The organism is Mycolicibacterium fluoranthenivorans, assembly GCF_011758805.1.
In the GTDB taxonomy this organism is placed as follows: domain Bacteria; phylum Actinomycetota; class Actinomycetes; order Mycobacteriales; family Mycobacteriaceae; genus Mycobacterium; species Mycobacterium fluoranthenivorans.
In genome coordinates, this window is record NZ_JAANOW010000004.1 from 400,476 (window position 1) to 417,399 (window position 16,924).

The window sequence follows — 16,924 nt, forward strand, 5'->3', positions numbered from 1 at the left end:
CCATCTTTCTGGGCCATTTGCACATCGATACCGTGGGCCACTTTGGGTGGAGTCAGGGCTTGTCCGCGCCGGATCCTGCGCTCGAGGACCATTTGGCGCAGAGGTTCTGGCCAGGCCTTCGCGGTGCCCCCAGTCGGACTCGAACCGACACTTGGCGGATTTTAAGTCCGCTGCCTCTGCCAATTGGGCTATGGGGGCGTTGCAGCTCAGAGGATAGTTCAGGCCGTCTGAGCCCCGCTCTGACGTCCTGAGTACCGCAGTGATACCGCAGTGCTGTCGATGGCCTTGCCCAAAGCGTCGGCCACACCGGTCAGATCGTCGTTGAGAAGGTGCCCACAACGGTCGAGCGTCATGGCCGCCGTTGCATGCCCCAGGAGTCTCTGCACGACCTTGACGTTAGCGCCTGCACTGATCGCCAGTGACGCCGTGGTGTGTCTCAGGCCGTGAGGTACCAGCCCTTCGATGCCGACGTCTTCACACGCGTTGTCGAGTGCCCAGCGGTATTCGCCGAGTGGAAGGAACCCGCCCTTGCGGCTGGGGAAGACCAGCGCGTTCGGGTCGGCGGGCAGCTCAGCCTTGAGTTTCTTCCAGACAGGTTCGGGCACTGGCACGTGGCGATCCCGCTTCGTCTTGGTCGTCGACTCCACGATGCCCTTGCCGGTGACCGCGGTTGCGGACGAGCGCACTGTCAGCACCCGATACCCCACATGCCGACGTCTCAACGCAACGGCTCTGCCGAATCTCAGCCCGCAGTACCCCAGGACCAGCGTCAGCGTCTCGAACCGATCAGCAGCCTTGGCCAGCATCAGCAGTTCGGCGTGACTCAGGTAGCGCCGCTCACGCTCAGCTTGCTCGGGAAGATCCTCGTCCCGCTTGATCTCGAACGCGACGTTCTTCGCCACCTTGCCAGTCCGTTGGGCGTACTTGAGGACAGCACCTACCAGCTGATGCACTTGGGTGATTCGACTTGCCGATAACCCAGCTCCACGTTGCCCACCATCGACCGACAGCGACCCCAGCCACGTCGAATAGGACTCGTAGTCAAGCCTTTTCATCTGAATACTCTCCCACTTCGGCAGCACCACAGTGTCGAGCAACGAGCGATATCCGGCAACGGTCTTCGGCTTACGGTGCTGTTTGGTGGCGAACGGCCACCGGCCCGAGCGTCTCCGCGCTTTTCCGCGGATCGACATACTGGGTCTGCTGCACGATCAGGTGACACCGAGCTCGCTTGCCCAGGCTGGGCGGGCTGAGAGGATGTCACTATGGCACGCCCGTATCCCCAGGAGTTCCGCGACGATGTCGTGCGGGTCGCCCGCAATCGTGAGAACGGGGTGACACTCGAGCAGATCGCCGCCGATTTCGGGGTTTATCCGGTCACACTGTCGAACTGGATGCGCCAGGCTGACGTCGATGAGGGCGCCAAGCCGGGCACGACGACGAGCGAGTCTTTAGAGTTACGGGAGGCCCGCCGGCGGATCAAGCTGCTTGAGTAGGAAAACGAAGTGCTGCGCCGAGCCGCGGCATATTTGTCGCGGTCCAATCTGCCGGGAAGAGGCTTTACCCGCTCGTGAAAGAGCTCGCCGCCAACGGGATTCCCGTTGCGGTGACGTGCCGGGTCCTCAAGCTCGCCCGCCAGCCCTACTACCGCTGGCTGGCCGAACCAGTAACCGAGGCCGAATATGTTGCCGCACATCGGGCCAACGCGTTGTTCGACGCCCACGCCGACGACCCGGAGTTCGGCTACCGCTTCCTTGTCGAAGAGGCCCGCGACGTCGGGCATCCAATGGCCGAGCGCACGGCCTGGCGGATCTGCGCCGACAACGGCTGGTGGAGTGCGTTTGGTAAACGCAGGCGCGGCAAGAACGGCAAGGTCGGCCCGCCGGTCCACGATGATCTGGTCGGCCGCCGTTTCACCGCTGATGCGCCAAATCGGCTGTGGCTGGCAGATATTACGGAGCACCGCACGAGCGAGGGCAAGCTCTATCTCTGCGCGATCAAGGACGCATTCTCCAACCGGATCGTCGGCTACTCCATCGACTCGCGGATGAAATCACGACTGGCCACCCAAGCCTTGGCCAGCGCGGTCGCCCGCCGCGGTGATGTCGCCGGCTGCATCGTCCACACCGACAGGGGCAGTCAATTTCGAAGCCGACGCTTCGTCCACGCGCTGGGCCGCCACGACATGGCTGGATCCATGGGACGCGTCGGGGCAGCCGGCGACAACGCCGCCATGGAGAGCTTCTTCAGCCTCCTACAAAAGAACGTCCCGAACCGCCGCCGCTACGACACCCGCGAACAGCTCCACATCGCCATCGTCACCTGGATCGAACGCACCTACCACCGCCGCCGACGCCAGCTCGCCCTCGGCCGGTTGACCCCGATCGAATACGAAGCAATCATGACCACACCGGCCAGCCAGGCCGCGTGAGTAAACTGTCACCTATTCGTGCAGCAGACCCTTCCGCATCACTGCACCCAAGGATGGCTGGCCGCTCACGGGATATGTAGTACCTCAAGAGGACCAGACGATCGGCCCATCTCAGCGCTGGGGTCTTCTTGCGCCGGGATTCTGCGTGATTGCGCATCCGTAGCCGTTTAGGCCGAACCGCGAGAAGGCGGTGGGACTCGAGTACGCAGGCAGGACCAGAACGCGCGCGTCATACTCGGACTACTTGTCTGCCCGCTCTGAAAAGATGTTCGCGTGGGGTTCGTAGCTGGATCGACCGAACTGGATGTAACAGGGGTCACCCTCAAAGACCTATCCAACATGGGCAGTCCTCATTTCCGATGTCCGCTACCAATGGATCGTGACGGACATTCGCTAGGATGGCTTGAAGCGTGGGACGAATAACCGTGGGCTCCAAGAAGATGAACGCGCCTCGGAGGGCGAGCAATGCAAGGCGAGTCGACGAACGAACAAGGCTCTGCCAGCCCTTATTCGACGGGCGGAGGCGGTACGCGCCTCGAACACCGGTTGGGTGCTCTCTATCTCGTGCGCTTGCTCACAGGCGGTACCGTCTCCGAGTTGGCCGAGCGTGCACCAGGTCGCGTTGCTTTTCAGCAGTCACCGATCACGGGCATCGACGACCTGGTTCTTACGGCAGCAGCCGCCGACGGTGTAACCACAGTTCGATTGGACGTGGCGGTGCGCCGTTCACCGAAATTCGTCAGAAGCGACGAAAAGACGAGCGCGCTAGTCCTTGCTCTTGTTCGGGAAGAACTCGCAATTGAACGAGACTCAGGCTCGCTGACTCAGCGCCGATTGGCCGTTGCTGTCTCCGGCCACCCAACTCACGCGCGAGAGATCGCCGAACTATCCGGCCTCGCTCGCGGTCAGTCCACCGCGGAGCGATTCTTCGACCTAGTAACCACGCCTGGCAAGTTCGCGTCTCGCCCTCGGCTTATGCAGCTTCGAGACATGGTCGCCGCAGCGCTGTCAAAGATCGGCGATTCCGATGCCGGGTCTGCGGAGCATCGGTGCTGGAGTCTTCTGACCAGACTCTGGATCATCGAAACTGATCTAGAAATGGGCCACGAGGGCCATTGGACAGCTCTTATCGATGACCTCAAGCCCGTGACACCTGGCCATTCACAAGAGGGAGCGGTCGCACTTCGCGACCGCTTGGACCAGCTATCTGCCGAGTGGGCACGCGTATCGGGGGCGGTCGACGTAGCGACGCTGCGCAAGCGGCTTCACGGCGAGATCATTTCAGATGCACATTTGCCGCCGGCAGGGTGGACACGACTCCTTCGATTAAATGAAGAAGCCCGATCGGTAGTTGGACGCACGCTGGCAGGACTGGGTTCGGCTGCGGCACTCACGCTTCCGCGTAAGTCCGTACGCGACGGGCTCAGCAATGCGCTGGCGTTGCCCGGTGACATCCTTGTCAAAGGCGACTCAGGCGTCGGCAAGAGCGCAATCGTGATGGACGCGATCGAACCCGCAGTGCTCGGGGATAATCGTCAAGCGCTTGCAATCAACCTTCGGCACTTGCCAGACACTCCGCTCGAGCTGCTGGACATGCTGATAAGCCCCGTCGAAGAGCTGTTCTCTGAGCTCACGGCCCCAGACTGCCTGCTCGTAATCGATGGTGCGGAGGCCGCAGCGGAACGCCACGGCCAGATGTTCTCCCATGTGCTTCGTTACGCGCGATCGGCTGGTCTGCGGGTAGTGGCTATTTCCGCGACGGAAGGCTCTGGCGCGGTTACCGAGCTGATGAAATCCGGCGCCAACGTTCCACGCGAGTACGTCGTGCCGGGGCTCGACGACGAGGACATAGCAACGGCAGGAGTCCACCTCCCTGCGTTACAACGGCTGATCGATAACCCGCGGGCCCGCGAGTTGCTCCGTCGGCCCATCGTCGTCGAACTTCTTAGTCGCGCGGGAGACCCCGGGCTACCCCTCACCGACTCTGAAGCGCTCGGCCACATCTGGGAGCGCCTTGTGAGAAACGGGGGACGGCAGGACGCTGGAGCGCCGGACGCACGGGAACGAGTCATGCTGCAACTCGCAGCTGATGCAGTCCATAAACGCGACACTGACGCCCTCCTCAGCCGCCTCGACGATGCTGCAGTGGACGATCTTAGGAAAAGTGGCGTGCTGCTACCTGCTAGTCGGATGCCATGGGACCGCGTACCTCAGTTCAAGCACGACCTCCTTCGCGCCTACTCCGTCGCGCGTTACCTTCTTAGCGAACGGGATCCAGCCAAAGCGCTAGAAGTCGTCGGGGCCCCTCGCTGGACGCTGCCATCGGCCCGCCTCGCGAGTGAAATCCTGTTGTCGGCGCCAGACGAACCGTCACACCCGGTCCCGGGGCGGTTTGCTCTGCTCCAGAAAGGCTTCGACGCCATCGCCGCGGCCGGCAATGGTGAGCGCTGGCGCGATGTTCCGAGCGAGGCACTGCTCGCTGTCCGAGACGTGGACAACCTGCTGAAGGACGCGTGGTCAGGTCTCGTGGACCACGATGCGGTCGGGCTCGCTAGGCTCGTTCGCGTTCTGAAGGGACGCCACAAAGCGGGCGTCGTACTTGACCCAATCATCGCCGAGCCAGTTATCGCTCGATTGCTCGCAGAAGAAGTGCCGCGCGGTCTCACTAGTCAGGTCGATGCGCTTGTCAGCGACTGGCTTGGGGCGCTCGTCCTGAGTAATGCTCCTGAGGGACACGCGACACGCGTAGCCCTGCGTGAGGCAATCCTTCAGCGATGCGCGGAGAAGGAGCGCCTTGCGGATGCCAAGGAAGCTGCGCGGCAATCAGGGTTAGCGGCACGAAGCCCTGAACAAGTTGGAGCCGACGAAGAACGCGAGAATGCTGTGCCGCCGAAAGTACCACTCGGACGCCGGCGCAAGCGGAGACTGCATACGACGAGACATCGCGCATACCTTTGGATCAGCGACGCGCAGATTGAGCACCTCGCGCTTCTCGGTGCCGACCTGGGCGCCGACGGTGAGGCTGCGTTGCGGCAACTCGCAGAGGACGATCCGGCATCTCTAGACCATGCGGTCGAAGCGGTCTTCGCCGGAAATAGCCTCGCAGCCTACGATCCGCAATTGCTCATTGATCTTGCAGCCGCCTACTACATCGAGGAAGACGAGGAGGAAGACGAAGTAGGCATCGGATGGTCCGGAGATATGTTCGACGACGGAATCCGCGACCACCGTTTTTTGGGCGGCCCGCTTTTTTCATTCACGTGTGGACCGTTCTTGGCAATATTTCAGAGTGACTATCGCCGCGGGGTCAAATTCCTCAACCGAATGTTGGATCACGCAGCTCAATGTCGCGTCCGTCGCAGTTCCAACGTCTACTACGGATGTCCCGGTGCCGAGGACGCAGACCCCCCGCACGCCACACTCTCGATCGCAGAAGAGCCTCGCGACTATGTTGGGGACAACCACGTCTGGCGGTGGTATCGCGGCACAGGGGTCGGCCCCTACCCGTGCATTAGTGCACTTCAAGCCCTAGAATTCGTTACAGAGCAATACATTTCGGCAGGTATTCCGCCGGAAACCCTGACCGCCATCCTGCTCGAAGACGCTCACAATCTCGCAATGCCAGCCGTGGCACTCGCCGTCCTAGTTCGCCACCTCGAATCAACCGGGACTGCAATCGACCCGTTTCTGGTCGAGCCAGAAGTGTGGGAGCACGAGTTCGCGCGAGCAGCCCATGAGCACAGCGGCCTCGCAGCGGTTCTGCCCGATATCAAAAACCCTGAGCGCCGACGCTGGAATCTCCGCGAAGTAGGCATGATGCTGGCGCTCCAGGCAGAGGACGACCGCGTCGGTCAGCTGAAGCTGCTCGGACAACAGCTCCAAGCTAAGGCCCAAGCACAGGTCGATGACACCTCCTCGCCAGGCGCCCGCGAACATCTTGCCGCCGTCCGAACATGGGCCGCCGCTCTTGATCGTGACGCATACGAGCTGCAGCGGCAGGGTGATCAAATATTTATCCAGCACGCCATCGACCCTGAAGTCGAAAATGTGTTGGGAGACACCAACGCTGATCTCCGGCGTAGTAGCGACGCTACGGCGTTGACCGTTCGTCACGCACATGTAAGAGACAGGGGCGGTCGAGCCCCGAACCTCACCTCCGAGGCTCTCTCCGCTGATCTCGTCACGGCCAGAGACCTTCTTGAGAACCCACCGGAATCCTGGCTCGGCAGCAGTTCCTCGGACGGACCAGCGGCTGTTGCAGCATCCGCTCTCGAATTGCACCTGACTGGACAGGTCAGCGTTTCTCAGGATGATCTTGCCTGGAGCGCCGCCGTTCTCCTCAGAGTGGCGGCGGATGTCGCAGAACACCCTCCCACTTATGACTACTTATTCAGCCAAGGCGCTGATCGATCCGCTGGGCATGCCCTCCCGCTTCTCTTGCTGCCTGAGGCGGCTGAGCTTCGACGCACTCTTGGCATGAACGGGCCTAACGATGTGAATGACCTCATCTCGCTGAGCGGCGCCATTGCTTCACGTTCCGAGAACGAGGCCCGTCTCGCCTTTGCCCGAGCCCTCGACGCCGTATGGGCCGCTCCATGCAATCTCGAGCATTTGCACGGACGTTGCCATCATCTCATCGCGATCGACCTTGTGACCGACTCCTTTCTTGATTCAGTATTCGGCCCTTGGGACTCTGAAGGCCAACGCCGATCCATCGCGAGACTAAACCCGCCTGACGCGGCTTCTCTGGATTCTATGAAGGGTGAAGAGATTTCGGCCCCACGGCTGACTGCGCCTATCCGAGGAACGGGTTCCGCCGCAGCCAGCACCGCATGCTGTGCGGAGAAGGCTCGTCGAATGCTTCAGTCGCTTCTCGCGGGACATCAGCGAGCCATGCTCGCTTTCGAGCATGGCTACCACCACAGCCACAGCGACTCTCTCGTCGCCGCCCGAGCAGCATTATGGCAGGCTTCAGACGGACGCGACGACGTGCTGCTGTCATACGTCGACCGGTATCTCCAAAATCCACGGTTGTTGGCCGAGGGCTTGAAAGCAATCGCGGCAGCGGGTGAGGAGCGAGTAGAAGCCGGCGCGGCAGCACATCGCCTTTGGTCCAGAATCATGGACCGTGTTCTCGATTATGCGGACAACAACCCAAGTCTGTTTAGCGAGCCCACCTGGGGGGCTTATGCGGAAGCCGACCTGATTCCTGAGCCTTCCCCGGACTGGCATTACCTCACGATCGAAATGCTCGCTGCGCCACACCGCTGGCGCAACCTGCTCACCTGGTCACCGCAAGTTGAGCGGTGGCTAGAGACGATCACAAGTACGCGCATGAGTATCGATCATCTTGTCGTCGCGGTGAGGGAACTCGACGTCACCGACCAGGTAACTTCCGGCCTGCGCTGGGTCGAACGCATTGTCGTAAGGAGTGGCAACGACTGTGCGAAGACCTATACCTTGCCGGAATGGCTCCATGAGCGGCGTCCCGATCTCCTTAACGAAGATCAAGTAGCTCGTTGGCAGAGGATAGTCGACCTCCTAGTAGTTGCCGGGGATAGTCGAGTTGCTGATCTGGCGGACTAGTGCCAGCTCACGATCTCCGCCTCGGAACGCTGCTCTCAAAAGTCTCTCCTTAAACCCTTACGCGGACGTGTTGCGTGGGGCCGTCGGAGAGTTGTCGGCAATGATTTGCAATTGGAAGTCCCGGCCTCGTACCAGCAGACCCCACCGAACTGATTATCCGTCGTCAGACGTGTCAGCTCCGGTCAGCGTCAAGTTCAGCCTTAGTGTCCTCCCGCCGCGCATCACGCTCGTATGACTCTGCTATATCACGCAATATCCTCGCAGTACGAGGCCACTTAGCACGTGTTGTGGCACTCCAGTCACGGTAGTTTTCCGCAAGCTCTCGCTCCTGCGTTCCGCCGTCGTATAGCCCACGCCAAGTTGCGCCCCGCGCGTTCATTCGGCCGATTAGAAGGCCATTCTCGAGGTCACGGCTGCCGATCGCTTCGAGTATGTCTCTTACTGGCTCTGCTGGCCATGCCCCGTCGACGCCGACGGGGCTGTGCGAGAGAGCTTGCCCAACCATCTCGTCTCCGACGTCCGAGCGATCTACGTCAGCGAGTGCCAATCTGGCCGCCCTCACCCAGCTAGCCATTACTGCCCCATCCAACGAACCATCATCACGGCGACCCGGAAAACCTTTCCACTGGTGCAGAACCCACCAAGCTTGCGTCGCCATGCTCTGGTCGGCGTCGCTGAGTTCACGTCCCCGATCCTGTCGCCCGCGGTACGCGTGCGTAACTAGCTCAACGAACTGGTCGGGCCTAGTCGCGAGTACGCGATTGAGTGTTGTTGGCTCACGATGATGTTCAAGTATCCGAAAGAAAGTGAATTCGTAGCTTGCAACTTTCATTTCGAAGTCGTCGTCCATGGCCAGGAAGTCAAGCAGCGAGCCTATGCAGTACGTCGTCATACTGGACGGACCCTCCTCTGCCGAAGGCTGGTTTAGAGCACCATTGAGGGCGGTGACGATGAGGGGCCGCGCCACACTAGCGAAGTCGCAGTCCGTCTCCAGATCCGTCCGCTCGATAGCATCTGCCAACACGGCAATCGCAGTCCAGATTCGACCATGGTCTAGCAAACGCCCAACAACTTGGCCTAGAAAAGACGACGGAACCCCATCAAAGCTAGCCTTTTCCCAGTAGGTAGTTTCATCCGCTGCCACAGAACTGTCGCGCAGTGCTTGCAAAACATCTTCTGTGGAAGGAGCATTGCGGATCACGATTTCCCTGGCCGCACCTTCGAGTTCATGCTCACTCAGGGCCTCGATGAACCACGATGCACCGCCCAATTGAATACGGCGACGCACCCACATCGAGCCGGCCTCTTCAAGCGCCGATTCGGATGATGATAGCCACGGTAGTACGTCACGAAGGCCGACTTCGCTGATACCGCCAAGCACCCAACCAAGTTGTCCCGGAACGGCGGAGCGGCGGGCGAGAGCTTCCACACCTCCGATGCCAGCATCGGACTTCAGAATGGATAGGAGAGCACTGGTCCTAAGCGTGCCTAGCTCGGCTTGGTACGAATTGAAGTCTTTTCGGTCAACCCCTGGAATATTTGGGTGCCAATCGAATAGGTACGCGAATCGCTGAGGATCGGAATCCGACTCAAGCGCCGATGCGATTTCGCACAACCGCCCTACTACATCGGCAGGAAGCGCCCAGTCGGCGGACGCGTACTGTTCGTGAAACGCGGTCAGACTACGAAGCCTCTCCCAGAGCAACAGCCGCGCTTGATCATCAATTAGGCCGTGGTCGGCTCCCCTCGCGAGCAACTCGACAACTCGTGTCCGGTCATGTGGAGGCAATGTAGGCAACGCTTCAGCCAACTGCGCAAGCCGCTCTGGATCAGAGTCTGCGTGCTGGACTGCACGGTCAACTAGATCATGAACAAACTGGATGAAGTTAGTCACGGGGACTGACAGCTCTGTCGGCTTCCAGTCGCGGAACCGCGGATCAGCTGGCGGTATGAGGATGCGCCCACTATGAGGCAGGAGTTGGAACGTTAGGCTCCAGCCAATTTCGTCTGCAATTCGGTAAACGGCATCAAGGGCCTGAAGTCTTTGCTCCCGGGTTGCCGAGGTGTGACGCACCCAACCGCTGAGAATAGAAGTCATGCTCTCGAGCGGTCGATTTCCCGACTTACCGCCTGGATCAAGGCAGCAAAGTCGCGCGAGCACCCGAACTCCATCGATTATGTGCTCCGCCGACCAACAGAGCGATTCTAGGGCCCATAACAGATGGTGGTGCATAGATGTCGGCCCTAAGCGGAGGCTGTCGCTGTGCTCCTCGAAAAGGCTGACCACAGCGGACTCAGCATGAGAGAGATCCTCCTCAAGTGCGTCAAGAAACGTGTCGGGAGCAGCTTCGGCCAGCATGGGCAAGACCGCGGCGAGTTCATGCCACCGCCGACCAGAGTCGTCCTCAGAAGCTCGCTCAATTAGTCGGCGCACTGTTCGCGCGGCTACAACGGCGGCCGTCACACCGTTGTCTAGTTCAACCTCACCACCGAGGGAACCTAGCAGAGCGAGACCTTGCGCTAAACCCTCCCGCAACATGCCGGAGTAGCGGCGCTTAACGCCCAATAATCCTGCGGTGGACTGCTCCTCAGGGGTGAGGTCCAATACCGGGTCTGCTTCAGACACAACATCCTCCGCGACGCGGACCGACCGTTCGACCAAGTCCGTAGTCACAGAATCTTGCAACAGCAGAAATGCCTCCTCCTGGGAGACGAACGACCAGCAGGTACCAACTTTGCGTACGACGGGATCCACTGATGTGGACATTCGACCTAGTAAGGGCTCGATCACACTCCACGGCTGATTGGCCATCGACTCCAGCATTGCGATGTCGTCCGAGCCGGTAGTCCATGCGCCCGCCAGCACTAGGGCCGCCAAAATTCCCGCATCCGGCGGATTGGTCCACTCCGGGCGGCTAATCGTCGGATTTAGCGAAATGCGGCGACATAAGGCCGGCAGACTTTTACGCCCCAGCACAGCGAGTCGCTCAGCCTCGCTAGGCTCCACGCCGGCTCCCCGCAGTGCGTCGGCGGCATCTCGGCGGCCGAGCCGCGGCAGGGAAACCTCGGCTTTCCTTCTCGAAAAAGCCGAGCGGTCAACCACGCTCACAACATGGTGCCCTTGACTAATGGCGCGACCGACATCGGCGCCGTCAAACCTAGGGATCAACAGCGCCCGACCCGGTTTTTCGAGAATGGAGTCCCAAGCGTCTGCAGATGACACCACGATTGCAGTCGTGATATTTTCCCCGCCGCTTGCAAGGCTTAGCGAGGCATGGAGGAACCCAAGACAGTCATCGGCCCACTCAGATTGAACGAGCGTATGTACAGGTTCGTTTTGGAGCCGTTTTATTAATTGATCACTTTGTTGCCGCCGACCCGATAGGAAAAAATCCGCGGGCAATTGCGGTTTGGTCGACGCGCTAAATCGCTCCCACCACTTGTCCAGCGATACTGCATCGCGCGGCCGGAACCCCAAATGCTCAGAGATCCAATAGTGGGCGGAAGGGGCGGTGAGAAGCCAACTTTCCAGATCGTCGGCGTCCACAACCCGGACGTCTGCAAAGTTTCCTTCGTTCTTTCGTTCCTTGGCCCAAGCAGCCCCTTTCGCCCAGCGCCGCGGGGTAGCGAAGACAAAGGTTGCCGACGAAGGGGTACTCGAAACACGATTGTTGTAATCGGACGTTGCTTTGGACTCAGGCCGTTCATTGACGCCAAATTCGAAGACCAGCTTCCCCGCTGGGAGGAACTTCGTCCCTAATGAATCAGCAACGCCGTCGAACCCTTCAAGAGCGATACCGTCGCCTGCGCGAATAGAGATGTTCGAAAAACCGGGCGTCTCGATAAGTAACCGCCTAATCAGCTCGGGAAAGCGCTCTTGTGCATCGCGCGACCTCGCGACTGGCCACTGTTTGAGCTGATTTGCGGTGACTAGCTCCGGACTTACCGCCCTGCGTTCGGACAACAGTGTCGGGATTCGGCTATTGCGTTGCGCGATGAGAGCCTCGACATCACTCGGTCGGAATCTGAGAAAGCGCGAGCCAGGAAGCCGGGTGGCGTCGAGCGCGCCATTCTGCGACCAGTTCCGAACGGTGTTCTCATGCACACCCAACCGCTTGGCCGTCTCGCGAACAGTCAGAAGTTCCTCATTCACACTCACTACATCAAGATAGCAAAATGTGGACTTTGTAGACAAGGGGAGCGTAGGCTTGCCCTTGTTTACTTCCGTAGCTAGTGGAACCGTTGCGCAGCTGAATGCGCTCCGCCGACACCGCCCTCGCGTTGCGGATGCATCTAGCATCAGCGCGCCCTGTATGGACCCCGGGATGAGCTACGGGCAAGTCAAACAACCATAAGTAGTGACGCCGACGTTCGGTTGTTTGACAGAACGAAGATGCTAGAGTAAACCGTGCAATCTACATCGGTTCCGGCCCAGTTGGTCGAAGCCGGTGTGTCGGTGGTGACCGGTGATGCTCACAGCATCACCTATCGGTTTGAGGGCCGCGCCGTCACGGCCGACCTTCTCCGAGTAGGTCGCATTTCGTCTGCGACCGCTGTGCTGCGTCGCGCAAACCGTCAGCCTGGCCACCGCGTCTTGGTCGCCTGCGACTTCATCTCTAACTCTGCGCGCTCAGCACTTCTGACCGAAACCGACGTGGACCTCAGCGTTGGTAGCACTGGCGAACTGGTTCTGTCGGGCAAGACCCTCAAGCCTCCCGCAACACCACCCCCTGCAACCGCCCATCGCAGCCGGCGTCGCCGCGCGGCCGAACGGGTCTGCTTGCTCACCCGCGAGCGCCTACGCCAAGTTGACGTCGCCGCCGCCGTCGCGGTCACCCAGCAGGCTGTATCCAAGATGACGGAGAAGGAACCGTTGCCCGAAACGCCGATGACCGAGGCCGCACGCCGAGACCTCCTCACCAAGCTGTCATTGGTGCTAGCAGACGACGGACTCGTCGAGACCTACTGGTACGGAATAGATCCGGTAATGGAGCAGGTCCGCAGCTCGATCCGACTCGGCGCAGAGTTGTCCGTACAGATCCTCGCCGGCGGCGAGGTCGCCGCCGACGTTTTGCAGCCGTGGCGGGTACCGACCCGGGGCCTGGTTTACGCCGAAGAGCTGGTCGATCTGTCGGTCCTTAAACTGGTGGAAGCCACAGCCGAGGAAGCAACCTTGACTCTGCGAGTTCCCGCCGACCCGACTGTGTGGACGACCGCGACATGGTGGCGGCGGGTTAACGAAGTACAACAGCAGTCCGACATCGCTACCGTTGACCCAGTGATTGCGTTGCAGGACCTCAACGCCAGCGCAGATCTCGGCGACGGTGCGCCGCAACGACTCAGCGACTGGATCGTGAGCCGGTGACCCCAGCGGTATCAGTCGTGATGGCCTGCACCGCGGTGGCCGACGACAACGGGATGCGTGCGTTGCGCGACGTGGCCACCGCCGCCGACGGCATTGAATACCTTGTGATCGGTGGCCACATGGTGCGGCTCCTACGGCACGTGTACAACGTGCCGGGGATACCGCGGGTGACCTCCGACGCCGACACCGGCATCAGTGTCGACGTGGCCACCACGGGCGGACTTCACGATCGACTCACCGCGCTCGGCTACGAAGATCAGTGCGGCAACCGCTACGAGCGTGGTGAGCAGGCAGTCGATCTCCTAGTCCCCGCTGCGGCCAAGCCGGGTAAGCAGATCATCGGTGAGCGGGCATTCGACGGGGCGCCAGGGCTGCGCATCGCGCTGGCACTGCCGCCGATCGAGGTGGCGGTCACCGCGCGGCTCACCGACGGCGACACGATTGAGTTCAAAGCCCCGGTTCCCGACGTCGAAGCCGCCTTCGTCCTGAAGATGCTGGTTCGTACCGTCCGCGACACGGAACGCGACCTCCAGGACATCGAGACGCTCCTAGAGATCGTGGCGTCACAACCCGAGTACCACGCATCACCGTGGCGCATGGACGACCCCAAGATCACGGAGAGCGGTGAGCGAGGCGATGCTGCCCGCGTGGCAGCGCAGATGATCTCCAGCCCACCCACAAAGGTGCCAGCCCGGGTGCGGGCGCTGCTGCGGCGCCATGTCGCGGTTGTGTCGCGATGACAATCGCACTGCGAAGTACCGCAGTGGATCCGTTCCGCCTCAACGCCCACCAACGCCGCCAACGCCATATCCGCAGTTAGAGGCGATTTTCCGGCAGCTGCCGTTTACAACAAAGACAACAAACGCCCAGATCTACAGATTTTAAGTCCGCTGCCTCTGCCAATTGGGCTATGGGGGCCTGTGCAGACAATGACGTTAGCGTCTGCGCCGGTCCCTGAAAAATCACTCCCCGGCTCCTCCGAACAGGGGATAGTCGCTCGCCCGCGTGGCCGTTTACCATCTCGGAATGAACGGCCTGCTTGCCTTGCTCGTCACGCTGGCACTCGTCGTGCCCATCGGGGGACTGCTCATCTGGCTCAGTCACCGCAGCGCACAGAAGCAATCCGCAAAGTACTGGTCCACCCGAGGTGGCTCCGCAGCCGGCGGCACCGCGGTCGGCGGTGCCGCCGCCGGTGGCGGCTATCTCGCCGGCGGATGCGGCGCCGGTGACGGCGGTGGGGGCCATGGTCACGGCGGTTGCGGCGGTGGCTCCAGCTGTGGCGGAGGCGGATGCGGCGGCGGAGGCTGCGGAGGCGGCAGCTAGCCCGCAGCTGCCAATTCCGACGGTGTGAGCGAAACCGTCAGCGCGGGAACCGGATACCGGCACAACGCACAGCCATCACGGATGACCTCGGAGGTCTCCTCCGCAACGCCACGCAGCACCCGGAGGTCACCGGACGGCTCCCCGCTCAACCCACCAAGGCTCAGCCGGCTCAGGATGAGGCCGTGCCTGCGGCTGAGCCGCGCCATCGCGCCGACCATCTCGATCACCGTGTCCGCGCCACCCGCACCGTCGGACGGCAGAAGCTCACCATGTACACCGATCAGGGTCGTCGCACGCTGTGCGACAACCTGCGCCGCGTGGTCTTCCCAGCCGGGCTGGCCACTGTCGACCATCACCTGCCGGACCACACCCGTCGAGCCACCGAGCGCAGCGAGGTGTTCCTCGGCACCGACCACGAACTTGATCACCCCGGCGACGACGGCTCGCCTCACGGCGGCGGAATCCGTGTCCGCCCGGCAGTGCATGACGAGATGCTTCGCACTCACCTCACGTGACACCGCAAGGTCAAGTTCCTCGGCCGAGGCGATATCGACACTCACCCCGTGGCGTCGGATCCAGTCCGCGACCACCCCCGACCGCAGCACACGTGCCGGAAATCTGAGCGCCGAAGTAGGAAATACTTTGCGGTACATGGCACATCGGCGCAGCACCACCGCCTCGTCGAGGAGGCCGGCGGGCCGCACCACATCGTCGAGCAATCCGCGTGCGAAGCGGTCCGCGGACGACAAGCGAGCGATGACGAGCGTGTGCACGGTCATGCCGCCGTCCGTCCGACGATCGCGCCGCCGGCCGAGAGCACGACCAGCGGACGCGGGAAACGCATTGTGGCGCACGCATCGTCGAGGGATTCGTCGATCTCTTCGGCGAGCTCCGGCAGTTCCTCCCGCCAGTCTCCGCTGGGCACGGCACGGCCCCCACCCAATCCCAGCCGCGTCAGCACCTCACCGTGGACACGACGGATATAGGTCATCTCCGTGATCATCTGGCCGATGGCGGCCGGGTAACTGATGAAGTCGTCCACCTGCCCGCCGACCTCGCAGTGCAACCCCACCGGGTCAAGGCGGGTGCTACCGAGCACTGCCCCGATCGCGGCATTCATCTGCTCGCTATCGCAACGCAAGGTGTGCCGACCATCCTGCTGAGCCCGGACCACGGTGAGATCGGCTGCGTTCGAGTTGGCCATGTGGACTATGACACCTTGTGTTCGGCCTTCGACTGCCGATGCCAACAGCTCGATTTCCTCCAGGGAACTCACCACCATGCAGCCGGGACTGAGCCCGGCGGCCGCGCGGATCTCCGCGTCCCGCAATCCTTGCGCATGGATGGTCAGCCGTCGCGGACTGATGCCGGCCGCGATCGCCACCGCCAGATCCCGACCCGAACACACGTCGACTGCGACCCCTCGCTTGCGAACCCACTTGGACACGAGGTGATTTCGCAGGGCACTCGCGGGCACAGCGACCTCGGTCATCGGAAAGTAACCACGGTAGATCTCGCACCTGCGCTGGACCGACCGATCGGGCGATATGGACACCGAGACCTTCTTGCTCGTTGGGGCCCCGGCCTGCTGCCGAGGGCCACACCATCCACTGTTGCGCGCGCTACGCCGCTCGGCCACCTTCGTAGCGGACTCTTGACGGATCCGCAGGAAACCTTGACGAGTTGTTGACCTTCGCGCGCGTTGGCGGCATGAGGCCCGCGGCCACGACCTCGAATGGGTGGGCGCTGTTCGTGGCGAACACACCGGCCGTAAATGACCTCGCGGTAGTGATCGTCAAGACCCGAGAACTGCCGTCACCTGGGTCGATTGACGCGATCTGGACCGCGCAGCTGTGACCTGGATAACCGCGATGAATAAACGGCGTAAAGGACTGTCGCCCGGGCGTAAAGAAACCGTCAAGGCCCGCTGTGAGTGTCCTTGGCGGGTCTAGCTTCAAGCCGGGCTCTCAGCACGGGGAGCCTCCCAGAGGCTGCCTCGATCACACCCGAGCGCCGCCCGCAGTTTTCAGTGAACGGAGTGACATGTCGGTGGTCGTGTACATCGTGCTGACGGTGGCGATCTTCGCCCTGCTCGGCTTGATTCAGAAGTTGGTCGAGGGGCTGTGAGCTACGACAACATCGTCGGGCTGGTGCTCGCGATTCTCCTCGCACTGTTTCTCTTCGCCGCGCTGCTCTTCCCCGAGAGGTTCTAGTGAGTT

Annotated in this window: 9 protein-coding genes, 1 tRNA gene and 1 pseudogene; 6 read left to right on the top strand and 5 right to left on the bottom strand. The window is 61.6% G+C overall.

What is annotated here, in order from left to right:
* Positions 1 to 124: 124 nt before the first annotated feature.
* Both FHU31_RS28450 and FHU31_RS28455 read right to left on the bottom strand, forming a co-directional pair.
* A tRNA-Leu gene (locus tag FHU31_RS28450) sits at positions 125 to 198 on the bottom strand.
* Positions 199 to 218: 20 nt separating this feature from the next.
* Positions 219 to 1,193, bottom strand: a complete 975-nt coding sequence (locus FHU31_RS28455) for a tyrosine-type recombinase/integrase (protein WP_234901697.1) — start codon at positions 1,191 to 1,193, stop codon at positions 219 to 221.
* 72 nt (positions 1,194 to 1,265) lie between these two features.
* Between FHU31_RS28455 and FHU31_RS28460 the strand changes: the two are divergent.
* A pseudogene (locus tag FHU31_RS28460) lies at positions 1,266 to 2,431 on the top strand (IS3 family transposase).
* Positions 2,432 to 3,028: 597 nt separating this feature from the next.
* Positions 3,029 to 8,017, top strand: coding sequence for a hypothetical protein (locus FHU31_RS28465; RefSeq protein WP_167164323.1), 4,989 nt, complete (start codon positions 3,029 to 3,031; stop codon positions 8,015 to 8,017).
* Positions 8,018 to 8,189: 172 nt separating this feature from the next.
* On the opposite strand, the gene FHU31_RS28470 is transcribed toward FHU31_RS28465, so the two are convergent.
* Positions 8,190 to 12,176, bottom strand: a complete 3,987-nt coding sequence (locus tag FHU31_RS28470; protein ID WP_208411500.1) for a helix-turn-helix domain-containing protein — start codon at positions 12,174 to 12,176, stop codon at positions 8,190 to 8,192.
* Positions 12,177 to 12,473: 297 nt separating this feature from the next.
* Between FHU31_RS28470 and FHU31_RS31295 the strand changes: the two genes are divergently transcribed.
* The 3 genes from FHU31_RS31295 to FHU31_RS31300 all read left to right on the top strand — a co-directional run bounded on the left by FHU31_RS31295 (position 12,474) and on the right by FHU31_RS31300 (position 14,705).
* Positions 12,474 to 13,382 carry a hypothetical protein gene (locus FHU31_RS31295; protein WP_308206708.1) on the top strand — a complete coding sequence of 303 codons (909 nt, stop codon included), beginning with the start codon at positions 12,474 to 12,476 and terminating at the stop codon, positions 13,380 to 13,382.
* Positions 13,383 to 13,402: 20 nt separating this feature from the next.
* Positions 13,403 to 14,122 carry a hypothetical protein gene (locus tag FHU31_RS28480; RefSeq protein ID WP_208411572.1) on the top strand — a complete coding sequence of 240 codons (720 nt, stop codon included), beginning with the start codon at positions 13,403 to 13,405 and terminating at the stop codon, positions 14,120 to 14,122.
* 286 nt (positions 14,123 to 14,408) lie between these two features.
* Entirely contained in the window at positions 14,409 to 14,705 is a 297-nt protein-coding gene (locus tag FHU31_RS31300; protein ID WP_208411501.1) for a hypothetical protein, read from the top strand.
* Here FHU31_RS31300 and FHU31_RS28490 read toward each other — a convergent pair.
* Together FHU31_RS28490 and FHU31_RS28495 are read right to left on the bottom strand one after the other, a co-directional pair.
* A complete protein-coding gene (locus tag FHU31_RS28490; RefSeq protein WP_167164329.1) occupies positions 14,702 to 15,484 on the bottom strand; it encodes a type III PLP-dependent enzyme domain-containing protein in 783 nt (260 codons plus the stop codon). The two genes, FHU31_RS31300 and FHU31_RS28490, sit on opposite strands and share 4 nt — an antisense overlap.
* Complete coding sequence (locus tag FHU31_RS28495) at positions 15,481 to 16,470, bottom strand: hypothetical protein (RefSeq protein WP_337789774.1); 990 nt, start codon at positions 16,468 to 16,470, stop codon at positions 15,481 to 15,483. The genes FHU31_RS28490 and FHU31_RS28495 overlap by 4 nt, the downstream gene beginning before the upstream one ends.
* Before the next feature lie 358 nt (positions 16,471 to 16,828).
* On the opposite strand from FHU31_RS28495, the gene kdpF reads away from it, so the two are divergent.
* On the top strand, positions 16,829 to 16,918 hold the full coding sequence (gene kdpF, locus FHU31_RS28505; RefSeq protein ID WP_090362500.1) for a K(+)-transporting ATPase subunit F: 90 nt from the start codon (positions 16,829 to 16,831) through the stop codon (positions 16,916 to 16,918).
* Positions 16,919 to 16,924: the final 6 nt, after the last annotated feature.

Bases quoted from the DNA above. Each gene is read 5' to 3' on its own strand.
- FHU31_RS28455 (WP_234901697.1), bottom strand. From the start codon at position 1,193: ATGTCGATCCGCGGAAAAGCGCGGAGACGCTCGGGCCGGTGGCCGTTC.
- FHU31_RS28480 (WP_208411572.1), top strand. From the start codon at position 13,403: ATGGCCTGCACCGCGGTGGCCGACGACAACGGGATGCGTGCGTTGCGC.
- FHU31_RS31300 (WP_208411501.1), top strand. From the start codon at position 14,409: ATGAACGGCCTGCTTGCCTTGCTCGTCACGCTGGCACTCGTCGTGCCC.
- FHU31_RS28490 (WP_167164329.1), bottom strand. From the start codon at position 15,484: ATGACCGTGCACACGCTCGTCATCGCTCGCTTGTCGTCCGCGGACCGC.